General features: G+C 70.1%; 20 protein-coding genes. 14 read left to right on the forward strand and 6 right to left on the reverse strand.

Annotated features, from left to right (window positions below; genetic code table 11):
• Positions 1-13: 13 nt before the first annotated feature.
• Positions 14-1,480 carry a sodium:solute symporter family protein gene (locus tag ACZ6ZP_RS05415; protein WP_351164634.1) on the reverse strand — a complete coding sequence of 489 codons (1,467 nt, stop codon included), beginning with the start codon at positions 1,478-1,480 and terminating at the stop codon, positions 14-16.
• Positions 1,481-1,651: 171 nt separating this feature from the next.
• On the opposite strand from ACZ6ZP_RS05415, the gene ACZ6ZP_RS05420 reads away from it, so the two are divergent.
• Together ACZ6ZP_RS05420 and ACZ6ZP_RS05425 are read left to right on the forward strand one after the other, a co-directional pair.
• Positions 1,652-3,175: a PucR family transcriptional regulator gene (locus tag ACZ6ZP_RS05420; protein WP_469405606.1), complete on the forward strand. Its 1,524-nt coding sequence runs from the start codon at positions 1,652-1,654 to the stop codon at positions 3,173-3,175.
• 150 nt (positions 3,176-3,325) lie between these two features.
• On the forward strand, positions 3,326-4,123 hold the full coding sequence (locus ACZ6ZP_RS05425) for a phosphatase (protein ID WP_351164636.1): 798 nt from the start codon (positions 3,326-3,328) through the stop codon (positions 4,121-4,123).
• Here the strand turns inward: ACZ6ZP_RS05425 and ACZ6ZP_RS05430 are convergent.
• The 4 genes from ACZ6ZP_RS05430 to ACZ6ZP_RS05445 form a co-directional block, all read right to left on the reverse strand.
• On the reverse strand, positions 4,107-5,075 hold the full coding sequence (locus ACZ6ZP_RS05430; RefSeq protein ID WP_351164637.1) for a cation diffusion facilitator family transporter: 969 nt from the start codon (positions 5,073-5,075) through the stop codon (positions 4,107-4,109). The genes ACZ6ZP_RS05425 and ACZ6ZP_RS05430 overlap by 17 nt on opposite strands.
• Before the next feature lie 20 nt (positions 5,076-5,095).
• Positions 5,096-5,965 (reverse strand): acyl-CoA thioesterase, encoded by an 870-nt coding sequence (locus ACZ6ZP_RS05435; RefSeq protein WP_366461984.1) that lies wholly within the window; start codon positions 5,963-5,965, stop codon positions 5,096-5,098.
• Between the two features lie 42 nt (positions 5,966-6,007).
• Entirely contained in the window at positions 6,008-7,165 is a 1,158-nt protein-coding gene (locus ACZ6ZP_RS05440; RefSeq protein ID WP_160505158.1) for an acyl-CoA dehydrogenase family protein, read from the reverse strand.
• 117 nt (positions 7,166-7,282) lie between these two features.
• Positions 7,283-7,873: an SACE_7040 family transcriptional regulator gene (locus tag ACZ6ZP_RS05445; protein ID WP_351164640.1), complete on the reverse strand. Its 591-nt coding sequence runs from the start codon at positions 7,871-7,873 to the stop codon at positions 7,283-7,285.
• Positions 7,874-7,960: 87 nt separating this feature from the next.
• Between ACZ6ZP_RS05445 and ACZ6ZP_RS05450 the strand changes: the two genes are divergently transcribed.
• The 9 genes from ACZ6ZP_RS05450 (at position 7,961) to ACZ6ZP_RS05490 (ending at position 20,044) form a co-directional block, all read left to right on the forward strand.
• Entirely contained in the window at positions 7,961-9,577 is a 1,617-nt protein-coding gene (locus ACZ6ZP_RS05450) for a carboxyl transferase domain-containing protein (protein ID WP_469405611.1), read from the forward strand.
• Positions 9,578-9,609: 32 nt separating this feature from the next.
• On the forward strand, positions 9,610-11,565 hold the full coding sequence (locus ACZ6ZP_RS05455) for an acetyl/propionyl/methylcrotonyl-CoA carboxylase subunit alpha (protein ID WP_469405613.1): 1,956 nt from the start codon (positions 9,610-9,612) through the stop codon (positions 11,563-11,565).
• Positions 11,566-11,594: 29 nt separating this feature from the next.
• Complete coding sequence (locus ACZ6ZP_RS05460; protein WP_351164805.1) at positions 11,595-12,536, forward strand: hydroxymethylglutaryl-CoA lyase; 942 nt, start codon at positions 11,595-11,597, stop codon at positions 12,534-12,536.
• A 6-nt stretch (positions 12,537-12,542) separates the two neighbouring features.
• The gene (locus ACZ6ZP_RS05465) at positions 12,543-13,697 is read left to right on the forward strand and encodes an acyl-CoA dehydrogenase family protein (protein WP_351164643.1); all 1,155 of its coding nucleotides are present in this window, start codon (positions 12,543-12,545) and stop codon (positions 13,695-13,697) included.
• A 123-nt stretch (positions 13,698-13,820) separates the two neighbouring features.
• The gene (locus tag ACZ6ZP_RS05470) at positions 13,821-14,858 is read left to right on the forward strand and encodes an ABC transporter substrate-binding protein (protein WP_351164644.1); all 1,038 of its coding nucleotides are present in this window, start codon (positions 13,821-13,823) and stop codon (positions 14,856-14,858) included.
• Positions 14,859-15,026: 168 nt separating this feature from the next.
• On the forward strand, positions 15,027-16,475 hold the full coding sequence (locus tag ACZ6ZP_RS05475; protein ID WP_351164645.1) for a pyridoxal phosphate-dependent decarboxylase family protein: 1,449 nt from the start codon (positions 15,027-15,029) through the stop codon (positions 16,473-16,475).
• A complete protein-coding gene (locus tag ACZ6ZP_RS05480; protein ID WP_469405617.1) occupies positions 16,459-17,733 on the forward strand; it encodes a lysine N(6)-hydroxylase/L-ornithine N(5)-oxygenase family protein in 1,275 nt (424 codons plus the stop codon). Before ACZ6ZP_RS05475 ends, ACZ6ZP_RS05480 begins: the two co-directional genes overlap by 17 nt.
• Positions 17,730-18,281 (forward strand): GNAT family N-acetyltransferase, encoded by a 552-nt coding sequence (locus tag ACZ6ZP_RS05485; RefSeq protein ID WP_383822531.1) that lies wholly within the window; start codon positions 17,730-17,732, stop codon positions 18,279-18,281. Before ACZ6ZP_RS05480 ends, ACZ6ZP_RS05485 begins: the two co-directional genes overlap by 4 nt.
• Complete coding sequence (locus tag ACZ6ZP_RS05490; RefSeq protein ID WP_366461981.1) at positions 18,278-20,044, forward strand: IucA/IucC family protein; 1,767 nt, start codon at positions 18,278-18,280, stop codon at positions 20,042-20,044. Before ACZ6ZP_RS05485 ends, ACZ6ZP_RS05490 begins: the two co-directional genes overlap by 4 nt.
• Positions 20,045-20,115: 71 nt before the next feature.
• Here the strand turns inward: ACZ6ZP_RS05490 and ACZ6ZP_RS05495 are convergent, their stop codons facing one another.
• Positions 20,116-21,762, reverse strand: a complete 1,647-nt coding sequence (locus ACZ6ZP_RS05495; RefSeq protein ID WP_366461980.1) for a beta-N-acetylhexosaminidase — start codon at positions 21,760-21,762, stop codon at positions 20,116-20,118.
• A 106-nt stretch (positions 21,763-21,868) separates the two neighbouring features.
• On the opposite strand from ACZ6ZP_RS05495, the gene ACZ6ZP_RS05500 reads away from it, so the two are divergent.
• From ACZ6ZP_RS05500 to glmS, 3 genes are all read left to right on the forward strand, one after another.
• Positions 21,869-22,753 carry a DUF4429 domain-containing protein gene (locus tag ACZ6ZP_RS05500; RefSeq protein ID WP_383822522.1) on the forward strand — a complete coding sequence of 295 codons (885 nt, stop codon included), beginning with the start codon at positions 21,869-21,871 and terminating at the stop codon, positions 22,751-22,753.
• A gap of 86 nt (positions 22,754-22,839) precedes the next feature.
• Entirely contained in the window at positions 22,840-23,097 is a 258-nt protein-coding gene (locus ACZ6ZP_RS05505; RefSeq protein WP_351164653.1) for a hypothetical protein, read from the forward strand.
• A gap of 55 nt (positions 23,098-23,152) precedes the next feature.
• Positions 23,153-24,970 carry a glutamine--fructose-6-phosphate transaminase (isomerizing) gene (gene glmS / locus ACZ6ZP_RS05510; protein ID WP_351164654.1) on the forward strand — a complete coding sequence of 606 codons (1,818 nt, stop codon included), beginning with the start codon at positions 23,153-23,155 and terminating at the stop codon, positions 24,968-24,970.
• The last annotated feature ends 150 nt before the right edge of the window (positions 24,971-25,120 follow it).

Below are 25,120 nucleotides of genomic sequence, written 5' to 3' on the forward strand. Positions count from 1 at the left end.
CCGCGCGAGAGGGCTAGGCGGGCACCGGAGTCTCCGGCTCCGCCTCTTCGGCCCCCCGGCCCGCGAGCCGCTCGCGCCAGGCCGCGAGGACCTGTGCGTCGGTCGGCTTGGTGGCGAGGGAGACGACGACGTACACGGCGAGCGAGATCAGCAGGCCGTAGTAGACGGGCTCGTTGGCGAGGATTCCGTACCCCCACATGAGCCCGATGACCGAGAGCCCGCCGGTGGCGACGGCCGCGAGCGCACCGGGCGCCGTGCCGCGCTTCCAGAGCAGCCCGCCGAGGATCGGCACGAGCAGCCCGGCGACGAGCAGGTTGTAGGCGACGGTGAGCGCCTGGACGACGTCGTTGAGGGCGATGGCGATGCAGACGACCGCGATGCCCATGATCAGGATGAAGAGGCGGTTGCCCTTCACCTCGTCGTGCTCCTCGCCCTCCCCCTTCGGGGAGACGGCGCCCCGCAGCCGCGACCAGATGTCGTTGTTGGCGACGGTCGCGCAGGCGATGAGCGCTCCGGAGGAGGTGGACATCACGGCGGCGAGCGCCGCGGCGAGCACCAGCCCTCGTACACCCATGGGCAGTTCGTCCTTGACGATGGTCGCGAAGGCCGCGTCCGCGCTGGGCAGCTTCGGGTACATGACCTTGGCCGCGGTGCCGATGACGGCGCCCGCGACGGCGTACACCAGACAGTAGGTACCGGCGACGGTGCCGCCGTAGCGGGCGACCTTGTCGCTGCGCGCGGTGAAGACGCGCTGCCAGATGTCCTGCCCGATGAGCATGCCGAACGTATAGATCAGGACGTACGTGAAGATCGTCTCGCCGCCGATGCCCAGCGGGTCGAAGTACTCGGTGGGCAGCTTGGCCTTCATCTCGCTGAAGCCGCCGGCCTTGACGACCGCGATGGGCAGCAGCAGGAGCAGCACGCCGATGGTCTTCACCACGAACTGCACCATGTCGGTGAGCGTGATGGACCACATGCCGCCGAGCGTGGAGTACGCGACGACGATCGAGCCGCCCAGGATGATCGCGATCGTGCGGTTCATGTCGAACAGGACGTCGAAGATGGTGGCGTACGCGATGGTCGAGGTGACCGCGAGCATCAGGGTGTACGCCCACATGACGACCCCGGAGATGACGCCCGCGCGCCCGCCGTAGCGCAGGTCGAGCATCTCGGAGACGGTGTAGACCTTCAGGCGCGCGATGCGCGCCGAGAAGAAGACGCTCAGCGCGAGCAGGCCGAGGCCGATGGTGAAGACCATCCAGGCGCCGGAGAGCCCGTACTGGTAGCCGAGGCCGACGCCGCCGATGGTGGACGCGCCGCCGAGGACGATGGCGGCCATGGTCCCGGAGTACATCCACGGTCCGAGGCGGCGTCCGGCGACCAGGAACTCGCTCTTGGACTTGGCGCGGCGCATGCCCCACCAGCCCATCGCGAGCATGCCGGCGAGATAGACGACGATCACTGTGTAGTCGACGGCCATAGGGGGCCCTCCTTCGCGCACCTCGGTGGCGTGTCGTGCAGATGGGGGTGGTGGGGGGTGGCAACCAGCCGCGGGGACATCCGCCCGTACCCGCGGCCTGGGGTCGGCACGACCTTAGGTGGCCGGAAAGCAACGCTGAAGTGTACGTTTCATCCACTTCCCGTGATCGATATGGATGGAACATCCACCGTGCCGGACCCCGCCACCCCGTCAGCCCCCTCCGCGCCGCCCCCGACGCCGCCGGTCCCGCTCACCGCACTGCTTGCCCGGGAGGACCTGGGCCTGCGCCAGATCGCGGGCCCGGACGCCGCGGAGAGCGGGGCGGCCGTCCAGTGGGTGCACACCTCGGAGATGGCGGACCCGTACCCGTACCTCCTGGGCGGCGAGCTCCTGCTGACGGCGGGCGTGCACATCAGCGACCCGGTGGGCGCGGGCGTCTACCTGGACGACTACGTGGCGCGGATCGTCCAGGCGGGCGGCTCGGCCCTCGGCTTCGGCGTCGCGCCGGTGCACGACACGGTGCCGCGCGCCCTGGTGACGGCCTGCGACCGCTACGGCCTGCCGCTCCTGGAGGTGCCGCCGCGCACCACGTTCAGCGGGGTCGCCCGCGCGGTGTGGCAGCTGGTGGCCGAGGCCAGGCACGCCGAGCTGCGCCGCGTGACGGAGGCCCAGCAGGGCCTCGCCACGGCCGCCGCGCGCCCGGACCCGGTGCCCGCGGTCCTTCGCCAGCTGGCGGCGCGCCTGAGCGGCTGGGCGGTGCTCTACGCACCGGACGGCGCGGTGCTCCACACGGCGGGGGCCGATCCGGCGCCGGGCGCGCGGCAGGCGGTGCGCGGCCTCTCCGAAGTCGTCCGTCCGGCGGGGCGGCCCGGCCCGACGCCCGCCTCCGCCACCGACTCCGTGGGCGGCGCCCACCTCGCCGCGTACGCGCTGGGCGGCGGGCAGGGGTTCGCGCTCGGGGTCGCCGCCGAGCAGCGCGAACCGGGGGATCACACCATCACCGGGGTGGCCGTCGTGCTGCTCTCGCTCCTGACCGGGAAGCACCAGGGGGCCGCCGACTCCCTGCGGTCGGCGGCGCTCGTGCGGCTGCTCCTGGGCTCGGCGGTGGGCGATGTCGCGCCCCTTCTAGGGGGCGAGGAGTGGACCGTGGTGCACGCGCGCGGGGAGGCCGGAAACGAACCGGTGGCCCACTCGGTCGCGGCCTCCGCGCTGGCCGCCGCGCTGGGCAGCGGCCTGGTCGACGCGGACGCGGGGCAGGACCTCGTACGGCTGCTGCTCCCCGCCGACCGCGAGCTCACCGGACAGCCGGGCTGGACCCTCGGCGTCTCCGCCCCCGCCGCCCCCCGCGACCTGCCCGCCGCCGACGCGCAGGCGGACCGCGCCCTGCGCCGCGCCGAGGCCACCCGCGCGCCGCTCGTCCGGCACCGCGAGGCGGGCATCGCCGCGCTGGTGGCGCCCGCCGAGGCCGCGGCCCACGCGCGCGTGCTGCTCGCCCCGCTCGGCGGCGGCCAGGCGCTCACGGAGACCCTGCGCACCTGGCTCTCCCTGCACGGCAGCTGGGACCGCACGGCAACGGCCCTGGGGGTGCACCGCAACACGGTCCGGCAGCGCATCGCCCGGTGCGCGACGCTGCTGGGGGCGGACTTGGACGACCCCGATGTCCGCATGGAACTGTGGTTCGCACTGGGCCGCTGAGGGGCGCCCTGAAGGGGCGCGGGGAACCGCGCGCCAAGCCACAGGCGGCCCGCGGACGAGGAAGAACCCACCCCCGCTCAAGCCAAACGCAGTGCAGCTCACAGTCCAGGCTTCGGGACTGCCCGCCACCAGCCGGTCACCGACGGCAGAATGGACACCATGCCGATACCCAGCCGTGCCGCGCTCGTCGACCACCTAGTCCGCTCCCGCATCGCGGGCGATGTCGCCACGCCCCGCGAGAACAACCTCAGCCATTACCGGAAGCTCGCGAACGGCGACCGCCACTACTGGCTCGGCCTTGAGCTCGGTGACCGCTGGACGGACGAGCAGGACGTCCTCGCGGTGATGGCCGAGCGGTGCGGCGTGATCGACGACGCCGAGTTCCGGCACGGGCAGGACACCATCGACCCGGAGCTGACGGTCGACGCCCTGGAGCGGATGGCGGCCCGCCTTCGCAAGGCCGCGGCCGGCAAGGAGAGGGTCCTTTTCGCCACCGGCCACCCCGGAGGCCTGCTGGACGTGCACCGCGCGACGGCCGCCGCCCTGCGCTCGGCGGGCTGCGAGATCGTCGTCATCCCCGAGGGCCTCACCGCCGACGAGGGCATGGTCTTCCAGTTCGCGGACGTGGCGATGCTGGAGCGCGGCGCGACCCTGTGGCACACCCACTCCCCCGAGCCGATGAACGCGATCCTGGACGGCCTGGAGCGCGAGGGGCGCCCGCTGCCGGACCTGGTCGTCGCCGACCACGGCTGGGCCGGACGGGCGGGCCAGCGCGGCATCGACTCCGTCGGGTACGCGGACTGCAACGACCCGGCGCTGTTCATCGGTGAGGCCGAGGGCACCGTCCAGGTGACGGTCCCGATGGACGACCACGTCACGAGCCCGCGCTTCTACGACCCGATGACGGCCTACCTGTTGGACGCCGCGGGCCTCACGGCCACGGATTGAGCCCTTCCGTACGTTGCTGGGAGTAGCCCGGCGTGGGGTCCAGATAGACCCGTCGTACGCCGGGGAACCGCTCCCGCAGCCGCCGCTCGGCCTGTTCGCAGGCCCACTCGATCTGCGCCGCCGTGGAGGCGTCGCGGAAGTCGACCTTGGCGGCGACCATCGCCTCCTGCGGCCCCTGGAGCAGCGTCGTCAGTTCGAGCACGGCCTCGACGTGCTCGGAGGCGAGGAGCACCTCGCGGATCTCCTTGCGCATCGGCTTCGGCAGCGGGCGCCCGATGAGGAGCTGCGCGTTGCTGCGGCCGAGCACCCAGGCGACGTAGAGCAGCAGCGCGCCGATGCAGAGCGAGGCCGCGCCGTCCCACGCGCCCGACCCGGTGAGCTGCCCGCCGAGCAGTCCGCCCGCGGCGAGCACGAGGCCGGCGAGGGCGGCGGAGTCCTCCAGGACGACGGCCTTCACGGCGGTGTCGGGCGTGTAGCGCAGATAGCGCCCGAAGGACGCCCCGAAGCGCTCCGCCTCACCGCGTGCCTGTTTGACGCCGGTGCGCAGCGAATAGCCCTCCAGGAGGAAGGCGACGGCGAGCACGATGTACGAGACGAGCGGGTCGCCGAGCTCCTCGCCCGCCACCAGGGTGTGGATGCCGTCGTAGATCGAGAAGACGGCGCCGCCGACGAAGGTGGCGACGGCCGCGAGCATCGCCCAGATGTAGCGCTCGGGGCCGTAGCCCAGCGGGTGGTCCTCGTCGGCGGGTTTCTCGCTCCGCTTCAGGGCGGTGAGGAGCAGCAGTTCGGTGACGGTGTCGGCCAGGGAGTGCGCCGCTTCGGAGAGCATCGCGCTCGACCCGCTGATGACACCGGCGACGGCCTTGGCGACGGCGATCCCGAGGTTGGCGACGGCGGCGACGATGACGGTGAAGGTGCTCTCGCCGCCGCCCTCTGACGGTTGCTCACTCATGTATCGGACGGTATGTCCGATCAGCGGGGAACGCGAACGACGCCTTCCTGGATGACCGTCACCGCGAGCTGCCCGTCCTGCGTCCAGATCCGCGCCTGGCCCAGGCCCCGCCCGCCGGACGCGGAGGGCGACTCCTGGTCGTACAGGAGCCATTCGTCGGCCCTGAAGGGGCGGTGGAACCACATCGCGTGGTCGAGCGACGCGCCGACGACGTCGCCGACCGCCCAGCCGCCCCTGCCGTGCGCGAGCAGCACCGAGTCGAGCAGCGTCATGTCGGAGACGTACGTGGCGAGGCAGACGTGCAGCAGGGAGGCGTCGATGCCGCCGTCGAGCTTGCCGTTCGTGCGGAACCACACCTGCGAGCGCGGCTCGCGCGGCTGTCCGACGCTGGCCCAGGGCGGTGCGTCCACGTAGCGCAGGTCGACGGCCGCGCGGGCCTCGATCAGGCGCTCGGCGACGTGGGCCGGCAGATGGCGGGGCAGCATCTCGGCGGCGGTCGGCAGTGTCTCCGGGTCCGGCGCGGACGGCATGCCCGTCTGGTGCTCCAAGCCCTCCTCGTGCGCCTGGAAGGACGCGGAGAGGTGGAATATCGGCTGCCCGTGCTGGACGGCGACGACCCTGCGGGTGGTGAACGAGCGGCCGTCGCGGATGCGGTCGACGGTGTAGACGATCGGCGCGCCCGGATCCCCCGCACGCAGGAAGTACGCGTGCAGGGAGTGGGCGGGCCTCTCGGCGGGGACCGTGCGTCCTGCCGCCACCAGCGCCTGGGCGGCCACCTGGCCGCCGAAGACGCGCGGGACGATCGCCGACCGGCTCACGCCCCGGAATATGTCCTCCTCGATCTGCTCGAGGTCGAGCAGATCGAGGAGCGACTCAAGTGCCTTGTTCATGAATCCAGTTCTACAGGGCGGTTTTCACAGGCCCGTGTTCTTCTACAGGCCCATGTTCTTGGCGATGATCATCTTCATGACCTCGCTGGTGCCGCCGTAGATGCGGTTGACGCGGTTGTCCGCGTACAGGCGGGCGATGGGGTACTCGTTCATGAAGCCGTAGCCGCCGTGCAGCTGGAGGCACTTGTCGATGACGCGGTGCGCGACCTCGGTGTTGAACAGCTTCGCGGAGGCGGCCTCGGCCGCGGTCAGCTCGCCCGCGTCCAGGGCCTCCAGGGCGCGGTCGGCGACGGCCTCGGCCGCGTCCACCTCGGCCTGGCAGGCGGCGAGCTCGAACTTGGTGTTCTGGAAGGAGGCGACCGTCTTGCCGAAGACCGTGCGGTCCTGGACGTACTCCTTGGCGAACCGGACGGCGGCCTTGGCCTGCGCGTAGGCGCCGTAGGCGATGCCCCAGCGCTCGGAGGGCAGGTTGCTGCCGAGGTAGTAGAAGCCCTTGTTCTCCTCGCCGAGGAGGTCCTCGACGGGGACCTTGACGTCGACGAACGCCAGCTCGGCGGTGTCGGAGGTCTTCAGGCCGAGCTTGTCGAGCTTGCGGCCGATGGAGTAGCCCTCGGACTTGGTGTCCACGGCGAAGAGGGAGATGCCGAAGCGGCGGTCCTCGGCGGTGGGCGCGGAGGTGCGCGCGCAGACGATCACGCGGTCGGCGTGCACACCGCCGGTGATGAAGGTCTTGGAGCCGTTGAGGACGTAGTGCGTGCCGTCCTCGGAGAGCTTGGCCGTGGTCTTCATGCCCGCGAGGTCGGAGCCGGTGCCCGGCTCGGTCATCGCCAGGGCCCACATCTCCTCGGCGGAGACGAACTTCTCGAGGTAGCGCTTCTTCTGCTCGTCGGTGCCGAGCGCCTTGATGTACGGCAGGGCGAGCAGCACGTGGACGCCGGAGCCGCCGAAGGTGACGCCCGCGCGGGCCGTCTCCTCGTACTGGATGGCCTCGAACTTGTGCGACTCGATGCCCGCGCCGCCGAACTCCTCGGGGACGCTGATCCCGAAGAGACCGAGCTCGGCGAGCTTGTAGTAGAACTCGCGCGGCACCTGACCCGCGGCGAACCACTCCTCGTGGACCGGGACGACCTCGGCCTCGATGAAGGCGCGCAGGGTCTCCCGGAACGCCTCGTGGTCCTCATTGAAAACGGTACGGCGCACGGAGAACTCCTTCGATACGGCACCAGGCTCGGCCAAGCGCACACGACTAAGCGCTTGCTCAGATAGACGTTACCCGTCGGTCACCGGACCGTCCAGAGAGAAGCCCTGTCGCTCCCGTCACGCTACGGCCGCGGCGAACGCCCCGCGCGCGAGGCTGTGCAGCAGCTGCGCCATGGCCGTGCGGCTGGGCAGCGCGTCGCGGCGGCTCAGGTGCGGCGTGGAGTTGAGCAGCCCGAAGACCGCGTGCACGGACACCCGGGCCGCGTTCTCGGCGAGGTCCGGATAGACCTTGCGCACCACGTCGACCCAGATCTCCACGTACTGCCGCTGGAGCTGGCGGACCAGCTTGCGGTCGGTGTCCCGCAGCCGGTCGAGCTCGCGGTCGTGCAGCGTGATCAGGGAGCGGTCGTCCAGGGCGAAGTCGATGTGCCCCTCGATGAGCGAGTCGAGCACCTGCTCCGGCGACCCGTTCTCGTCGGCCACGCAGCGTTTGCCGCCGGTCAGGAGCTGCCCGCTGATGCCGACGAGCAGCTCGGCGAGCATCGCGTCCTTGCCGGGGAAGTGGCGGTAGAGGCCGGGGCCGCTGATGCCGACCGCCGCCCCTATCTCGTCCACTCCGACTCCGTGGAAGCCGCGCTCGGCGAAGAGCCGCGCGGCCTCCCTGAGGATCTGCTCGCGACGGGTGGGGGCGTCGGTTCTGGTGGCCATGGAATCAATTCTAGACAGGGCGGTTAGCGCTCGTTAACCTGATGGAAATGCGTTAACGCTCATTAACCGAGCAAGGGGGCTCGACTGATGCTGCAGGCACCAGTGCTGGCGAGCGCGGCTGATCCCGCGTCCGAAGCATGGCGGACGAACGAGGCGGCGCACACCGCCCTCGTCGACGAGCTGCGGGCCAAGCTCGCGGCGGCCAGGCTCGGCGGTGGCGAGCGGGCCCGCGCCCGCCATGTCTCCCGCGGCAAGCTGCTGCCCCGCGACCGGGTGGACGCCCTGCTCGACCCCGGCTCGCCCTTCCTTGAGCTGGCACCGCTCGCGGCGGACGGGTTGTACGGCGGGGACGCCCCGGCGGCCGGAGTCATCGCCGGCATCGGCCGGGTCTCCGGGCGCACGTGCGTGATCGTCGCCAACGACGCCACCGTCAAAGGCGGGACGTACTACCCGATGACGGTGAAGAAGCACCTGCGCGCCCAGGAGGTCGCGCTGGAGAACCGCCTGCCCTGCCTGTATCTGGTGGACTCGGGCGGCGCCTTCCTGCCCATGCAGGACGACGTCTTCCCGGACCGCGAGCACTTCGGGCGGATCTTCTACAACCAGGCGCGGATGTCCGGTGCGGGCGTCCCGCAGATCGCGGCCGTGCTCGGCTCGTGCACGGCAGGCGGGGCGTACGTCCCCGCGATGAGCGACGAGGCCGTCATCGTCCGCAATCAGGGCACGATCTTCCTCGGCGGCCCGCCCCTGGTGAAGGCCGCGACCGGCGAGGTGGTGACGGCCGAGGAGCTGGGCGGCGGCGAGGTCCACTCCCGGGTCTCCGGGGTGACGGACCACCTCGCGGAGGACGACGCGCACGCGCTGCGGATCGTGCGGACGATCGTCTCCACGCTCCCCGGGCGCGGTGAACTCCCCTGGTCCGTCCGCCCTGTCGAGGAGCCGAAGGTCGATCCGCTCGGGCTCTATGGAGCGGTGCCGATGGACTCCCGCACCCCCTATGACGTCCGCGAGGTCATCGCGCGCGTGGTCGACGGCTCGCGCTTCGCCGAGTTCAAGCAGGAGTACGGCCAGACGCTCATCACGGGCTTCGCCCACATCCACGGCCACCCGGTCGGCATCATCGCGAACAACGGCATCCTGTTCTCCGAGTCCGCCCAGAAGGGCGCCCACTTCATCGAGCTGTGCGACCAGCGCGGCATCCCCCTCGTCTTCCTGCAGAACATCTCCGGCTTCATGGTCGGCCGGGACTACGAGGCGGGCGGCATCGCCAAGCACGGCGCCAAGATGGTGACGGCCGTGGCCTGCACGCGCGTGCCGAAGCTGACGGTCGTGATCGGCGGTTCGTACGGCGCGGGGAACTACTCGATGTGCGGCCGTGCCTACTCCCCCCGCTTCCTGTGGATGTGGCCGAACGCCAAGATCTCCGTGATGGGAGGCGAGCAGGCCGCGTCGGTCCTCGCGACCGTCAAGCGCGACCAGTTGGAGTCGCGCGGCGAAGAGTGGTCGGCGCAGGACGAGGAGGCGTTCAAGGCCCCGGTCCGCGCCCAGTACGAAGAGCAGGGCAACGCCTATTACGCCACCGCGCGGCTGTGGGACGACGGCGTGATCGACCCCATGGAGACCCGGCAGGTCCTCGGCCTCGCCCTGACCGCGTGCGCCGAGGCCCCGCTGGGCGAGCCCGGCTTCGGCGTCTTCCGGATGTGAGGGCGGCCATGACTGATTCCAGGAGAGGGACGATGTTCGACACGGTGCTGGTCGCCAACAGGGGCGAGATCGCGGTCCGCGTCATCCGGACGCTGCGGGCGCTCGGCGTGCGCTCGGTCGCCGTCTTCAGCGACGCGGACGCGGACGCCCGGCACGTGCGGGAGGCGGACACCGCCGTGCGCCTAGGTCCGGCCCCGGCGTCCGAGAGCTATCTCTCGGCCGAGCGGCTGCTCGAAGCGGCGGCCCGCAGCGGCGCCCAGGCCGTCCACCCGGGGTACGGCTTCCTCGCGGAGAACGCCGAGTTCGCGCGGGCCTGCACGGAGGCCGGTCTGGTCTTCATCGGGCCGCCCGCCTCGGCGATCGACCTGATGGGCGACAAGATCCGCGCCAAGGAGACGGTCGCGGCGGCCGGGGTCCCGGTGGTCCCCGGCTCCTCCGGCAGCGGCCTGACCGACGCCCAACTGGCCGACGCGGCACGTGAGATCGGCATGCCGGTGCTGCTCAAGCCCTCCGCGGGCGGCGGCGGCAAGGGCATGCGCCTGGTGCGGGACGCCTCGCTGCTCGCGGACGAGATCGCCGCCGCGCGGCGCGAGGCGCGGTCCTCCTTCGGTGACGACACGCTCCTGGTGGAGCGGTGGATCGACCGCCCCCGGCACATCGAGATCCAGGTCCTCGCGGACGGTCACGGCCATGTGATCCACCTGGGCGAGCGCGAGTGCTCGCTCCAGCGCCGCCACCAGAAGATCATCGAAGAGGCCCCGAGCGTCCTGCTCGACGAGGCCACGCGCGCGTCGATGGGCGAGGCGGCGGTCCAGGCGGCCCGCTCCTGCGGGTACGCGGGCGCGGGCACGGTGGAGTTCATCGTGCCGGGCAAGGACCCCGCGTCGTACTACTTCATGGAGATGAACACCCGCCTCCAGGTGGAACACCCGGTGACGGAGCTGATCACCGGCATCGACCTGGTGGAGTGGCAGCTGCGGGTCGCCGCCGGCGAGGAACTCCCCTGCGGCCAGGACGACATCACGCTCACCGGCCACGCGATCGAGGCCCGCATCTGCGCCGAGGACCCTTCACGCGGCTTCCTGCCGTCCGGCGGGACCGTCCTCGCGCTGCACGAACCGCAGGGCGACGGCGTGCGGACCGACTCCGGGCTGAGCCGGGGCACCGAGGTCGGGAGCCTGTACGACCCGATGCTGTCCAAGGTCATCGCGTACGGCCCGGACCGCCCGACCGCCCTGCGCAAGCTGCGGGCCGCCCTCGCGGAGACGGTCACGCTGGGCGTGCCGACCAACGCGGGATTCCTGCGGCGGCTCCTCGCCCACCCGGCGGTGGTCTCCGGGGAGTTGGACACGGGCCTCGTCGAGCGCGAGGCGGAGGGCCTGGTCCCCGAGGGAGTGCCCGACGAGGTGTACGAAGCGGCGGCCGCCGTGCGCAACGCCGCCCTCGAACCCACCGGTGACGGCTGGCGTGACCCGTTCTCGGTGCCGAAGGGCTGGCGCCTTGGCGGCACCCCGGCCCCGCTGACGCACCAACTCCGCGTGCCGGGACACGAACCCGTCGCGCACGTCGCGGGCGAGGGCCCCCGCACGGTGGAGCCCGGCCGCGTCACGGTCCACGTGGACGGCCTCACCCACACGTTCCACCGCGCCGCCGACTGGCTCGGCAGGGACGGCGACGCCTGGCACGTCCAGGACCACGACCCCGTGGAGGCGAGCCTCACCGGAGCCGCCCACAGCGGGGCCGACGCGCTGACCGCCCCGATGCCCGGGACGGTCACGGTCGTCAAGGTGTCCACCGGCGACCGGGTGGCCCAGGGGCAGAGCCTCCTCGTGGTGGAGGCCATGAAGATGGAGCACGTCATCTCCGCCCCGCACGCGGGCACCGTCAGCGAACTCGACGTCACACCGGGCGCGACCGTCGCCATGGACCAGATCCTGGCCGTGGTGATCCCGGACGAGGCGGACACGACGGAGGAGGACCAGAAGTGACCACCGACGCACGGCCCGGCGGCCTCCCCATGGCCGTCCCCGCCCAGGGCCTCCCGCCCCGCGTCCGCATCCACGAGGTGGGCGCACGGGACGGCCTGCAGAACGAGAAGGCGGTCGTCCCCACGGAGATCAAGGCGGAGTTCATCCACCGCCTGGCCGCCGCGGGCCTCACCACCGTCGAGGCGACCAGCTTCGTGCACCCCAAGTGGGTGCCCCAACTGGCGGACTCCGAGCGTCTTTTCCCGCTCGTGCGCGACCTCGCGCAGGGCGGCGAGGTGAAGCTCCCGGTCCTGGTGCCGAACGACCGGGGCCTGGACCGCGCCCTGGCGCTCGGCGCCCGCGGCGTCGCCGTCTTCGTCAGCGCCACGGAGTCCTTCGCCAAGGCCAACCTCAACCGCACGATGGACGAGGCGCTCGCGATGTCGGAGCCGGTCGTGGCCCGCGCCCGCGAGCAGAAGGTGCACGTGCGGGGGTACGTCTCCATGTGCTTCGGCGACCCGTGGGAGGGCGCCGTGCCCATCGCCCAGGTCGTCCGCACCGCGAAGGCCCTCCTGGACATGGGCTGCGACGAGCTGAGCCTCGGCGACACCATCGGCGTGGCCACACCGGGCCATGTGCTGGCCCTGCTCGCCGGGTTGAACGAAGCGGGCGTGCCCACGGACCGCATCGGCGTGCACTTCCACGACACGTACGGCCAGGCGCTCGCCAACACCCTCGCCGCCCTGCAGCACGGCGTGAGCACGGTCGACGCGTCGGCGGGCGGCCTCGGCGGCTGTCCGTACGCGAAGAGCGCCACCGGCAATCTGGCCACCGAAGACCTCGTATGGATGCTCGACGGCCTCGGCATCGAGACCGGCGTCGATCTCGGCCGCCTCACCGCCACCAGCGCGTGGATGGCCGAACAACTGGGCCGACCCAGCCCGTCCCGCACCGTCCGTGCCCTGACCGGCACCTCCCACCAGGAGCAGTGAAGAACGATGGACCACCGTCTGTCCCCCGAGCACGAGGAACTCCGCCGCACGGTCGAGGAGTTCGCGCACGACGTGGTCGCCCCGAAGATCGGCGACCTGTACGAACGCCACGAATTCCCGTACGAGATCGTGCGCGAGATGGGCCGCATGGGCCTGTTCGGCCTGCCCTTCCCCGAGGAGTACGGCGGCATGGGCGGCGACTATCTCGCCCTCGGCATCGCGCTCGAGGAGCTGGCGCGGGTCGACTCCTCGGTGGCGATCACCCTGGAGGCGGGCGTCTCGCTCGGCGCCATGCCGATCCACCTCTTCGGCACGGACGAGCAGAAGCAGGAGTGGCTGCCCCGGCTCTGCTCCGGTGAACTCCTGGGCGCCTTCGGCCTGACCGAGCCGGACGGCGGCTCGGACGCGGGCGGCACGCGCACGACCGCGGTGCGGGACGGCGACGAGTGGGTGATCAACGGCTCCAAGTGCTTCATCACCAACTCCGGCACGGACATCACGGGCCTGGTCACGGTCACCGCCGTCACCGGCCGCAAGGCGGACGGCCGTCCGCTGATCTCCTCGATCATCGTGCCGTCCGGCACCCCGGGCTTCACGGTCGCGGCACCGTACTCGAAGGTCGGCTGGAACGCGTCGGACACCCGCGAGCTGGCCTTCTCGGACGTGCGGGTCCCGGTGGCCAACCTGCTGGGCGAAGAGGGGCGTGGATACGCCCAGTTCCTGCGCATCCTGGACGAGGGCCGGGTCGCGATCTCCGCGCTGGCGACGGGCCTCGCGCAGGGCTGCGTCGACGAGTCCGTGAAGTACGCCAAGGAGCGGCACGCCTTCGGGAAGCCGATCGGGGCGAACCAAGCGATCCAGTTCAAGATCGCCGACATGGAGATGCGGGCGCACATGGCCCGGGTCGGCTGGCGGGACGCGGCGTCGCGCCTGGTCGGCGGGGAGTCCTTCAAGAAGGAGGCGGCGATCGCGAAGCTCTACTCCTCCACGGTCGCCGTCGACAACGCCCGCGAGGCCACCCAGATCCACGGCGGGTACGGCTTCATGAACGAGTACCCCGTGGCCCGGATGTGGCGGGACTCCAAGATCCTGGAGATCGGCGAGGGCACCAGCGAGGTGCAGCGGATGCTGATCGCACGGGAGCTGGGGTTCGCGGGATAACCACGCCCGCACCGGGGAAGGCGACCGCGGGAGCCGCTGGACACCAGATTAGGTTAGGTTAACCTAAGCGCTAGTTCCGGCCAGTGGCCCCGCCGCCGTCCTCACGAAAGCAGAGACCCTCATATGTCCCACCCCCGCTTCCCCCAGCCCTCCCGCCGCGGCATCCTCGCCGCCGGTGGAGCCCTCGGCCTCACGGCCATGCTGGCAGCCTGCGGCGACGACAAGAAGGACGGCTCGGGCGCGGCGGACTCCGGCGACTCCGGCCCCTGGAGCTTCAAGGACGACCGCGGCACGACCGCCAAGGCCAAGGGCACCCCGAAGAACATCGTCGCCTTCACCGGCGTCGCCGCCGCGCTCTTCGACTACGGCATCGAGGTCAAGGGCGTCTTCGGCCCGACGAAGACCAAGGACGGCAAGGCGGACGTCCAGGCCGGCGACATGGACATCAGCAAGCTGACGATCCTCGGCAACGAGTGGGGCAAGTTCAACATCGAGAAGTACGCGGGCCTCGCCCCCGACCTCCTCGTCTCCACGATGTTCGACGACGCGGGCACCCTGTGGTCCGTCCCCGAGGAGAGCAAGGACAAGATCCTCAAGCTCGCCCCGAGCGCCGGCATCAGCGTCTACGACCGCCAGATGACCCAGCCCCTCCAGCGCCTCCTCGCGCTCGCCGAGTCGCTCGGCGCCGACGTGAAGGCCGAGAAGGTCGTCAAGGCGAAGAAGCGCTTCGAGGCCGCCGCCGAGCGACTGCGCAAGGTCGCCAAGGCGAACAAGGACATCAAGGTCCTCGTCGGCTCGGCCAGCCAGGACATCTTCTACGTCTCCGGGACGAACCTCTCCGCCGACCTGGAGTACTTCAAGTCCCTCGGCGTGAACTTCGTCGAGCCGTCCGAGAGCGCCAAGAAGGCGAGCGGCGGCTGGTTCGAGAACCTGAGCTGGGAGAACGTCAACAAGCACGCCGCGGACGTGATCATGATGGACAACCGCACCGCCACCATCCAGCCCGCGGACATCGAGAAGCCGACCTGGGCGAAGCTCCCCGCGGTCAAGGCCGGTCAGGTCATCCCGCGCGTCACCGAGCCCATCTACTCGTACGACAAGTGCGCCCCGATCCTCGAGGACCTCGCCGACGCGATCGAGAAGGCCAAGAAGGTCAGCTGACCCCTCCCCTTCCGAAGGCCTCACGCAGCAGCCCTCTCCGCATTCCGGAGAGGGCTGTTCCGTTTTTGTGTCACCCGGTGACCACAGGGACCCCCTGGGTTTATCCCGAGGGAGAGTTAGGTTAGGCTTACCTCACTTCCCCCAAGTCCCCTCACCCAGAGGAAGTTCATGCGCTCGCACCTGCTCAACGACACCACCGCGGAGCGTTACCGCAGTTCCGTGACCGAAGGAGTCGAGCGGGTGGCGGCCAGGATCGCCACCACCTCCCGCCCTTTCACCGGGATCTCCGTCGACGAACTCGCGCCCCGCATCGAGGCCGTCGACCTGGACGAGCCCCTGCACGACACCATCGCCGCCCTGGACGAGCTCGACGAGCTCTACCTGCGCGACGCCGTGTACTTCCACCATCCCCGCTACCTCGCGCACCTCAACTGCCCGGTCGTCATACCGGCCGTGCTGGGCGAGGCGGTGCTCTCCGCGGTCAACTCTTCCCTCGACACCTGGGATCAATCCGCGGGCGGCACCCTGATCGAACGCCGTCTCATCGACTGGACCGCCGAGCGCATCGGGCTCGGCCCGGCCGCCGACGGCGTGTTCACCAGCGGCGGCTCGCAGTCCAACCTCCAGGCCATGCTGCTCGCCCGCGAGGAGGCCGCCAAGGCCGGAAAGCCGGCCTCGCGGCTGCGCATCTTCGCCTCCGAGGTGGGCCACTTCAGCATCCAGAAGGCCGCGACGCTGCTCGGCCTCGGCGAGGACGCCGTGATCGTCATCCCCACCGATCACGACAAGCGCATGCAGACCGTGGCACTCGCCCACGAGCTGGAGCGCTGCCTGGCCGACGACCTCACCCCCATGGCGGTCGTCGCCACGGCCGGCACCACCGACTTCGGCTCCATCGACCCGCTCCCCGAGATCGCCGAACTCTGCGAGCAGTACGGCACCTGGATGCACGTCGACGCGGCGTACGGGTGCGGTCTGCTCGCCTCGCTCAAGAACCGCCACCTCATCGACGGCATCGAGCGCGCCGACTCCGTGACCGTCGACTACCACAAGTCCTTCTTCCAGCCGGTGAGTTCCTCCGCCGTGCTGGTGCGCGACCGCTCCACGCTGAGCCACGCGACGTACCACGCGGAGTACCTCAACCCGCGCCGCATGGTGCAGGAGCGCATCCCCAACCAGGTCGACAAGTCCCTCCAGACGACGCGGCGCTTCGACGCCCTGAAGCTGTGGATGACCCTGCGCGTGATGGGCGCCGACGCCATCGGCGAGCTCTTCGACTCCGTGTGCGACATGGCGGACGACGGCTGGCGGCTGCTCGCCGCCGACCCGCGCTACGACGTCGTCGTGGAGCCCCAGCTCTCCACGCTCGTCTTCCGCTACATCCCCGAGTCGATCTGCGACCCCGCCGCCATCGACCGCGCCAACCTGTACGCCCGTAAGGCCCTGTTCGCCTCCGGTGACGCCGTCGTCGCGGGCACCAAGGTCGGCGAACGCCAGTACCTCAAGTTCACCCTGCTCAATCCCGAGACCACGGTCGCCGACATCACGGCCGTCCTCGATCTGATCGCCGGCCACGCCGAGCAGTACCTGGGAGAGACCCTTGACCGCGCTTCCTGATCACCGAGAACCACTGGACTTCATCGGTATCGGACTGGGCCCCTTCAACCTCGGCCTCGCCTGTCTGACCGAACCCATCGACGAGCTGAGCGGCCTCTTCCTGGAGTCCAAGCCGGACTTCGAGTGGCACTCGGGCATGTTCCTGGAGGGCGCTCACCTCCAGACCCCGTTCATGTCCGACCTCGTCACCCTCGCGGACCCGACGTCCCCCTACTCCTTCCTCAACTACCTGAAGGAATCAGGGCGGCTCTACTCCTTCTACATCCGCGAGAACTTCTATCCGCTGCGCACGGAGTACAACGACTACTGCCGCTGGGCCGCGGCCAAGCTCTCCTCGGTCCGCTTCAGCACGACGGTGACCGAGGTGACGTACGCGGACGATCTGTACGTCGTCCACACGACCAGCGGCGACACCTTCCGCGCCCGCCACCTCGTCCTGGGCACCGGCACGCCGCCGCACATCCCCGAGTCGTGCGCGGACCTCGGCGGGGACTTCATCCACAACTCCCGCTACCTCCAGTCCAAGCAGGAGCTCCAGAAGAAGGAGTCGATCACGCTCGTCGGCAGCGGCCAGTCCGCCGCCGAGATCTACCAGGACCTCCTGAGCGAGATCGACGTCCACGGCTACAAGCTCAACTGGGTCACGCGCTCCCCGCGCTTCTTCCCCCTTGAGTACACCAAGCTGACCCTGGAGATGACCTCGCCGGAGTACGTCGACTACTTCCACGCACTGCCGGAAGCGACCCGCTACCGCCTGCAGGATCAGCAGAAGACGCTCTTCAAGGGCATCGACGGCGACCTGATCAACGAGATCTTCGACCTGCTCTACCAGAAGAACCTCGGCGGCCCGGTGCCGACGCGGCTGCTCACCAACTCATCGCTGCGGAGCGCCCGGCACGAGAACGGCACCTACACCCTGGGCCTGCGCCAGGACGAGCAGGGCAAGGACTTCGAGCTGGAGTCCGAGGGCCTGATCCTGGCCACCGGCTACCAGTACGTCACGCCCGACTTCCTTGAGCCGGTGCGCGGCCGCATCCGCTGGGACGGCCGCGGCCGCTTCGAGGTCGCCCGCAACTACTCGATCGACACCACGGGCCGCGGCATCTTCCTGCAGAACGGCGCCGTGCACTCCCACTCCCTGACCAGCCCCGACCTGGGCATGGGCCCGTACCGCAACGCGTACATCATCGGTGAGCTGCTCGGCGCCGAGTACTACCCCGTCGAGAAGTCCATCGCGTTCCAGGAGTTCGCCGTATGAGCACCACCGCAGACCTGACCCTGCGCCCCCTCGACCCGCTGAAGGACGCCGAGCTCCTGCACGGCTGGGTCACCCACCCCAAGGCCTCGTTCTGGATGATGCAGGACGCGACGCTGCCGGACGTCGAGCGCGAGTACATGGCGATCGCCGCCCACGAGCACCACGACGCGTTCATCGGCCTGCACAAAGGCGTCCCCGCCTTCCTGATGGAGCGCTACGACCCCGCGCACGTCGAGCTCGTCGGGCTCTACGAGCCGCAGCCCGGCGACGTGGGCATGCACTTCCTCACCGCGCCCTCCGACGTCCGCATCCCCGGCTTCACCCGGGACGTGATCACCAAGGTCATGGAGACGCTCTTCGCCGACCCGGCGACCGAGCGCGTGGTGGTCGAGCCCGACGTCGACAACGTGGCCGTGCACGCCCTGAACGAGGCCGTCGGCTTCCGGGCGTCCGAGGTCATCCAGAAGCCGGAGAAGAAGGCTCTGCTGAGCTTCTGCACCCGCGAGCAGTTCGAACAAGCAGTACGCGAAAGGGAAACGGCGATATGACCCTGTCCGACGCAACGGCGCACCTCTCCCCCGAGCGCTGGGAGCAGGCCAACCGCCTCCTCATCCGCAAAGCCATCGCCGAGTTCGCCCACGAGCGGCTCTTCACCCCGGAGCCGCTGGGCGACGACACCTACGTCATCCGCAGCGACGACGCCCTGACCCGCTACCGCTTCACCGCCAAGCGGCTGCGGCTCGACCACTGGCAGGTGGACGCCGGCTCCATCTCCCGGCACCGCGACGGCGCCGAACTCCCGCTGAACGCGCTGGACTTCTTCATCGAGCTGCGTACGGCGCTCGGCCTGAGCGACGAGATCCTGCCGGTCTACCTGGAGGAGATCTCCTCCACCCTCTCCGGCACCTGCTACAAACTCACCAAGCCCGCGATCCCCTCCGCCGAGCTCTCCCGCTCCGGCTTCCAGGAGATCGAGACGGGCATGACCGAGGGCCACCCCTGCTTCGTCGCCAACAACGGCCGGCTCGGCTTCGGCGTGCACGAGTACCTCTCGTACGCTCCCGAGACCGCGAGCCCCCTGCGCCTGGTGTGGCTGGCGGCGAGCAAGGAGCGCGCCGCCTTCACCGCGGGCGCGGGCATCGACTACGAGTCGTTCTTCCGGGCCGAGCTGGGCCAGGAGACCCTGGAGCGCTTCGACCGCACACTCCGCGACCAGGGCCTGGACCCCGAGGACTACATCCTGATCCCGGCCCACCCCTGGCAGTGGTGGAACAAGCTCTCGGTGACCTTCGCGGCCGAGGTCGCCCAGCGGCACCTGGTCTGCCTGGGCGAGGGCGACGACGAGTACCTCGCCCAGCAGTCGATCCGTACGTTCTTCAACACCAGCGACCCGGCCAAGCACTACGTCAAAACGGCCCTGTCGGTCATCAACATGGGTTTCATGCGCGGACTCTCGGCCGCGTACATGGAGGCGACCCCGGCGATCAACGACTGGCTGGCGAACCTCATCGACACCGACGAGACGCTGAAGTCGACCGGCCTGACGATCATCCGTGAGCGCGCGGCCGTCGGCTATCGCCACCTGGAGTACGAGGCCGCCACCGACCGCTACTCCCCGTACCGCAAGATGCTCGCGGCCCTGTGGCGCGAGAGCCCCGTCCCGTCCCTCGCGGAGGGCGAGCAGCTGGCCACGATGGCCTCGCTCCTGCACACCGACCTCGACGGCGCGTCCTTCGCGGGCGCCCTCATCGAGCGCTCCGGGCTCACCCCCGCCGAGTGGCTGCGCGGCTACCTGCACGCGTACCTGACGCCGCTGCTTCACAGCTTCTACATGTACGACCTCGTCTTCATGCCGCACGGCGAGAACGTCATCCTGGTCCTGAAGGACGGCGTCGTACAGCGGGCGATCTTCAAGGACATCGCCGAGGAGATCGCGGTCATGGACCCGGACGCGGTGCTCCCGCCGACGGTGGAGCGGCTGCGGGTCGAGGTGCCCGACGACCAGAAGCTCCTGTCCATCTTCACGGACGTCTTCGACTGCTTCTTCCGCTTCCTGTCCGCGAACCTCGTCACCGAGGGCCTGGTGGACGAGGAGACGTTCTGGGGCGCCGTCGCCGAGTGCGTCACCGCCTACCAGGAGGCGACTCCCCAACTGGCCGACAAGTTCAAGCAGTTCGACATGTTCGCGCCCGAATTCGCGCGCTCCTGCCTGAACAGGCTCCAGCTGCGGGACAACGAGCAGATGGTGGACCTCGCCGACCCGGCGGGCGCGCTGCAGCTGGTCGGGACGCTCAGGAACCCGATCGCGTAGCCAGTCACCCATAAGCCGAGTGGGGCTCCCGAGACGGTCCTCGGGAGCCCCACTCTCACGTGTCCGCCTGTCTACTTCGACGGCCAGGGAACTTCCGGCGACTTGTAGTAGCCGATGCCCAGCGCGTCCCAGCGCGGGCCCTGTTCGGCGAGCCGCGTCTTGTACGTGTTCCAGTCGTGCGTCGACGCGGGCGACCAGCCGAGCTCGGCGATGCCGGGGAGGCGCGGGAACGCCATGTACTCGATGTGCGGCGAGGTCGAGAGCGTCTCCGACCACAGCGGCGCCTCGACACCCTTGATCGAGTCCGCGGGCGCGCCCGTCAGGTACGTCCCCGGGTCCCAGTCGTAGCTGCGCTGCACGGAGACGTAGCCCGCCCAGGACAGGCCCAGCGGGGTGTCCTTGTCGTACTTCATGTCGAGGTAGGCGCGGTCCGCGGGCGACAGGACCAGCTTGGTGCCCTTCTTCGCCGCGTTCGCGACCTGCTCGCGCTCGGCGGCGCCGGTGGCGTCGTAGCCCCAGTACTGCGCGATGGCGCCCTTGGCGGGCGTGGCGCCGGTCAGCTGGTGCCAGCCGATCGCGGTCTTGCCGTACTTGGCGACCACCGGCTGGACCTTGTTCATGAACTCCACGTAGTCCTCGTGGCTGGTGGAGTGCGCCTCGTCGCCGCCGATGTGGATGTACTTGCCGGGCGTCAGGGCGGCGATCTCGCGGATGACGTCGTCCACGAAGTCGTACGTGACGGCCTTCTTCACGCACAGCGAGCTGAAGCCGACCTCGGTGCCGGTGTAGAGCGGCGGCGCGACGCCGTCGCAGTTCAGCTCGGCGTACGAGGCGAGCGCGGCGTTCGTGTGGCCCGGCATGTCGATCTCGGGGATCACTTCGAGCTGCCGCGACGCCGCGTACTTGACGATGTCCTTGTACTGGGCCTTGGTGTAGTAGCCGCCCTGGCCGCCGCCGACCTGCGTGGAGCCGCCGTACGTGGCGAGCCGGGGCCAGGAGTCGATGGCGATGCGCCAGCCCTGGTCGTCGCTCAGGTGCAGGTGCAGCTTGTTGACCTTGTAGAGCGACATCTGGTCGATGTAGCGCTTGACCTTGTCGACCGAGAAGAAGTGCCGCGACACGTCGAGCATCGCGCCGCGGTGCTCGTAGCGGGGCGAGTCCTCGATGGTGCCGCCCGCCACCAGCCAGGGGCCCTTCTGCCTGCTCTTCTTCTCGGCGGCCGCCGGCAGCTGCTGGCGCAGCGTCTGGACGCCGTAGAAGAGCCCCGCGGACTTACGGGCCGTGATGGTGACGGAACCGCGCTTGGACTCCAGGCGGTAGCCCTCACTGCCCAGGGACGTGTCCTTGGGGTTCAGCCGCAGCCGGATGCCGTCGCGGCCCTCGTCGTCGGTGACCTTGAGGGGGTGGCCGGTGGAGGGGCGCAGGACACCCGCCAGATAGCCGCCGATCCTGTGCGCGTCGCGCGAGTCGTCGACCCGGATGCGGGTCTTGGCGTTGATCTCGTACGGAGAGCCGCCCGGGTCGGCGGAGGCGGGGGCCGGGATCACCTGGCCGAGCGGGGTCGGTTCGCCGGCCGTGGCTGCCTCCTTGGCTCCGCTGTCGCCGCCCGGCACAGCGGCCACGGAAGAGAGTCCGGCCGCGGCTACGAGCAGCAACGAGCCGAACAGGCGGGTCGATCTGGGGTGCTGTCTCACGTGCGGGTCCCTTCGACGGGCCATCACTGTGGTGCATCTCAATCGAACGCTCACCATGGGACCCTCGCACCCCGTGGCGGGTCAAGGGTGTAGACCACTTCGGCCGCCCGCCGGTGGAAGAATCGTCCCCATGGCGGAAATCATCCAGCGCGACGGGACATGGACCTTCGACGGAGAGACGCTGCGCCTTGTGCCGGGACGCGACAAGAACGTGTCCCTGCTGCGCAAGTCACTGGGAGAACTGGCCGTGCCGCTGGTCGCGTTGGCGGGCATCGCCTTCGAACAGGGCAAGAAGTCGGGGCGGCTGAGGCTGCGGCTGCGGGACGGCGCCGATCCATTGCTGCAGGCGGCCGGGGGCAAGCTCGGGGACGCGGACCCGTATCAGCTGACGGTGGATTCGGATCGCTACGGCGTCGCGGAGTACGTCGTCGACGAGGTCCGCAACGCGCTGCTGATCGAGCAGGTGCCTGCCGCGCCCTGCGACGGCTATCTGCTGCCGGGCCCCTCGGTGCCGCTCTCGGTCTCCGCGGGGGACGGCACGGCGAGCTTCGACGGCGAGCACATCCGCCTGGAGTGGAACTGGAAGACGGAGGAGGCGAAGTCGGCGGCCGGCGCGCGCTCGCTGGCCCTCGCCGATGTCGCGGCGGTGGAGTGGCAGCCCGCGGTGGGCCTGGAGAACGGCTACCTCCGCTTCACCGTCCGGCACGCGCCCACCAAGGCCCCGCCGAAGTACGACCCGAACTCCGTCGAGCTGTGGGGCTTCAAGAAGGACCCGCTGATGGCGCTGGTGGCCGCGGCCGTGCAGGTGCGGCTGCCGCATCCGGCGGCGGCCTCGGCGGAACCCTCGCAGGCGCCCCCTGCCCTGACGGCGAAGGCCGTGCCTGCCGCCCCGGCGGAGGACGATCACGACGCGCTGCTGCGGCGCCTGCGTGAGCTGGGCGAACTGCACCAGTCCGGAATACTCACCGACGAGGAGTTCTCCCTCGCCAAGCAGGCGGTCCTGAAGCGGATGTAGGGGTCCGGGGCCGATTTTCGCCACGACCCTGCCCGGAATCGGGCAGGATTGTTGCACCGAGAGGGCTATTACTCCAGGATCAACGAATGCACGACGACCTGGTGGACCACCTGACCCGCAGCACCCCGCTCCAGCGGGGCGAAGCTCTGCGGGTCGTCCAGGACGTGCTGGCCTACTTCGACGAGACGACCGAGGAATTCGTCCGTCGCCGCCACCGCGAACTGCAAGGTCAGGGCCTGCTGAACGCGGCGATCTTCGAACAGATCTCGGCGGACCTCAAGTACCGCGCGGTCGCGCCGCCCGAGCTCAGCCTCAGACAGCTGCGCCGCATGATCTACGGCTGAGACGGCTGAGAGCCAGCCCGGAACAACCCAACCCTCTACGGCTAGGACACCCTCTATGTGTGGAATCGTCGGTTATATCGGCAAGCGTGACGTGGCCCCCCTCCTCCTCGAAGGCCTGCAGCGCCTGGAGTACCGCGGCTACGACTCCGCGGGCGTCGTCATCACCAGCCCCAAGGCCGCAGGCCTGAAGATGGTCAAGGCGAAGGGCCGCGTGCGCGACCTGGAGGCCAAGGTGCCCGCCCGCTTCAAGGGCACCACCGGCATCGCCCACACCCGCTGGGCCACCCACGGCGCCCCGTCCGACGAGAACGCGCACCCGCACATGTCGGCCGACGACAAGGTCGCCGTCGTCCACAACGGCATCATCGACAACGCCTCCGAGCTGCGCGCCAAGCTCACCGCCGACGGCGTCGAGTTCCTCTCCGAGACGGACACCGAGGTCCTCACCCACCTCATCGCCCGCGCCCAGGCGGACAAGCTGGAGGACAAGGTCCGCGAGGCCCTGCGACACGTCGAGGGCACGTACGGCATCGCCGTCCTGCACGCCGACTTCAACGACCGCATCGTCGTCGCCCGCAACGGCTCCCCCGTGGTCCTCGGCATCGGCGAGAAGGAGATGTTCGTCGCCTCGGACGTCGCCGCGCTCGTCTCGCACACCCGTCAGGTCGTCACCCTCGACGACGGCGAGATGGCCACCATCAAGGCCGACGACTACCGCACGTACACGACCGAGGGCTCGCGCACGACCGCGTCGCCGACCACCGTGGAGTGGGAGGCCGAGTCGTACGACATGGGCGGCCACGACACGTACATGCACAAGGAGATCTTCGAGCAGCCCGACGCCGTGGACCGCGTCCTGCGCGGCCGCATCGACGACCGCTTCTCCACCGTGCACCTCGGCGGCCTGAACCTCGACGCGCACGACGCCCGCAAGGTGCGCCGCGTCAAGATCCTCGGCTGCGGCACCTCGTACCACGCGGGCATGATCGGCGCCCAGATGATCGAGGAGCTGGCCCGCATCCCCGCGGACGCCGAGCCCGCGAGCGAGTTCCGCTACCGCAACCCGGTGGTGGACCCCGACACCCTGTACATCGCCGTATCGCAGTCCGGCGAGACGTACGACGTGCTGGCCGCCGTCCAGGAGCTCAAGCGCAAGGGCGCCCGCGTCCTGGGCGTCGTGAACGTCGTCGGCTCGGCGATCGCCCGTGAGGCCGACGCGGGCGTGTACGTCCATGCGGGCCCCGAGGTCTGCGTCGTCTCGACCAAGTGCTTCACCAACACCACGGTCGCCTTCGGCCTGCTCGCCCTGCACCTGGGCCGCATCCGTGACCTGTCGGTCTCCGACGGCAAGCGGATCATCGAGGGCCTGCGCAAGCTGCCCGGCCAGATCTCGGAGATCCTCAAGCAGGAGGACGAGATCAAGAAGATCGCCAAGCAGTACGCGGAAGCCCGCTCGATGCTCTTCATCGGACGCGTACGCGGCTACCCCGTCGCCCGCGAGGCCTCGCTCAAGCTCAAGGAGGTCTCGTACATCCACGCCGAGGCCTACCCCGCCTCCGAGCTCAAGCACGGCCCGCTCGCGCTCATCGAGCCCGCGCTCCCGACGGTCGCGATCGTCCCGAACGACGACCTCCTGGAGAAGAACCGCGCCGCCCTCGAGGAGATCAAGGCCCGCAGCGGCAAGATCCTCGCGGTCGCGCACCAGGAGCAGGAGAAGGCCGACCAGACGATCCTCGTCCCGAAGAACGAGAACGAGCTGGACCCGATCCTGATGGGCATCCCGCTCCAACTCCTCGCCTACCACACGGCATTGGCCCTGGGCCGCGACATCGACAAGCCGCGCAACCTGGCCAAGTCGGTCACGGTCGAGTAGTCCTCGCGAAGAGCGGCCCTGCCATGTGAACGACCCCTCGCGCGTGCCACCAAGCGTGCGAGGGGTCGTTCTTCAGGAGCCGGGGGCGCCCATTCCCCCGACCCGCGCCTGCCTCGCCCGGTGGCCGTCACTCCCCGGTCGGCAGGAGGT

This window comes from Streptomyces sp. NPDC054047, from assembly GCF_055585065.1.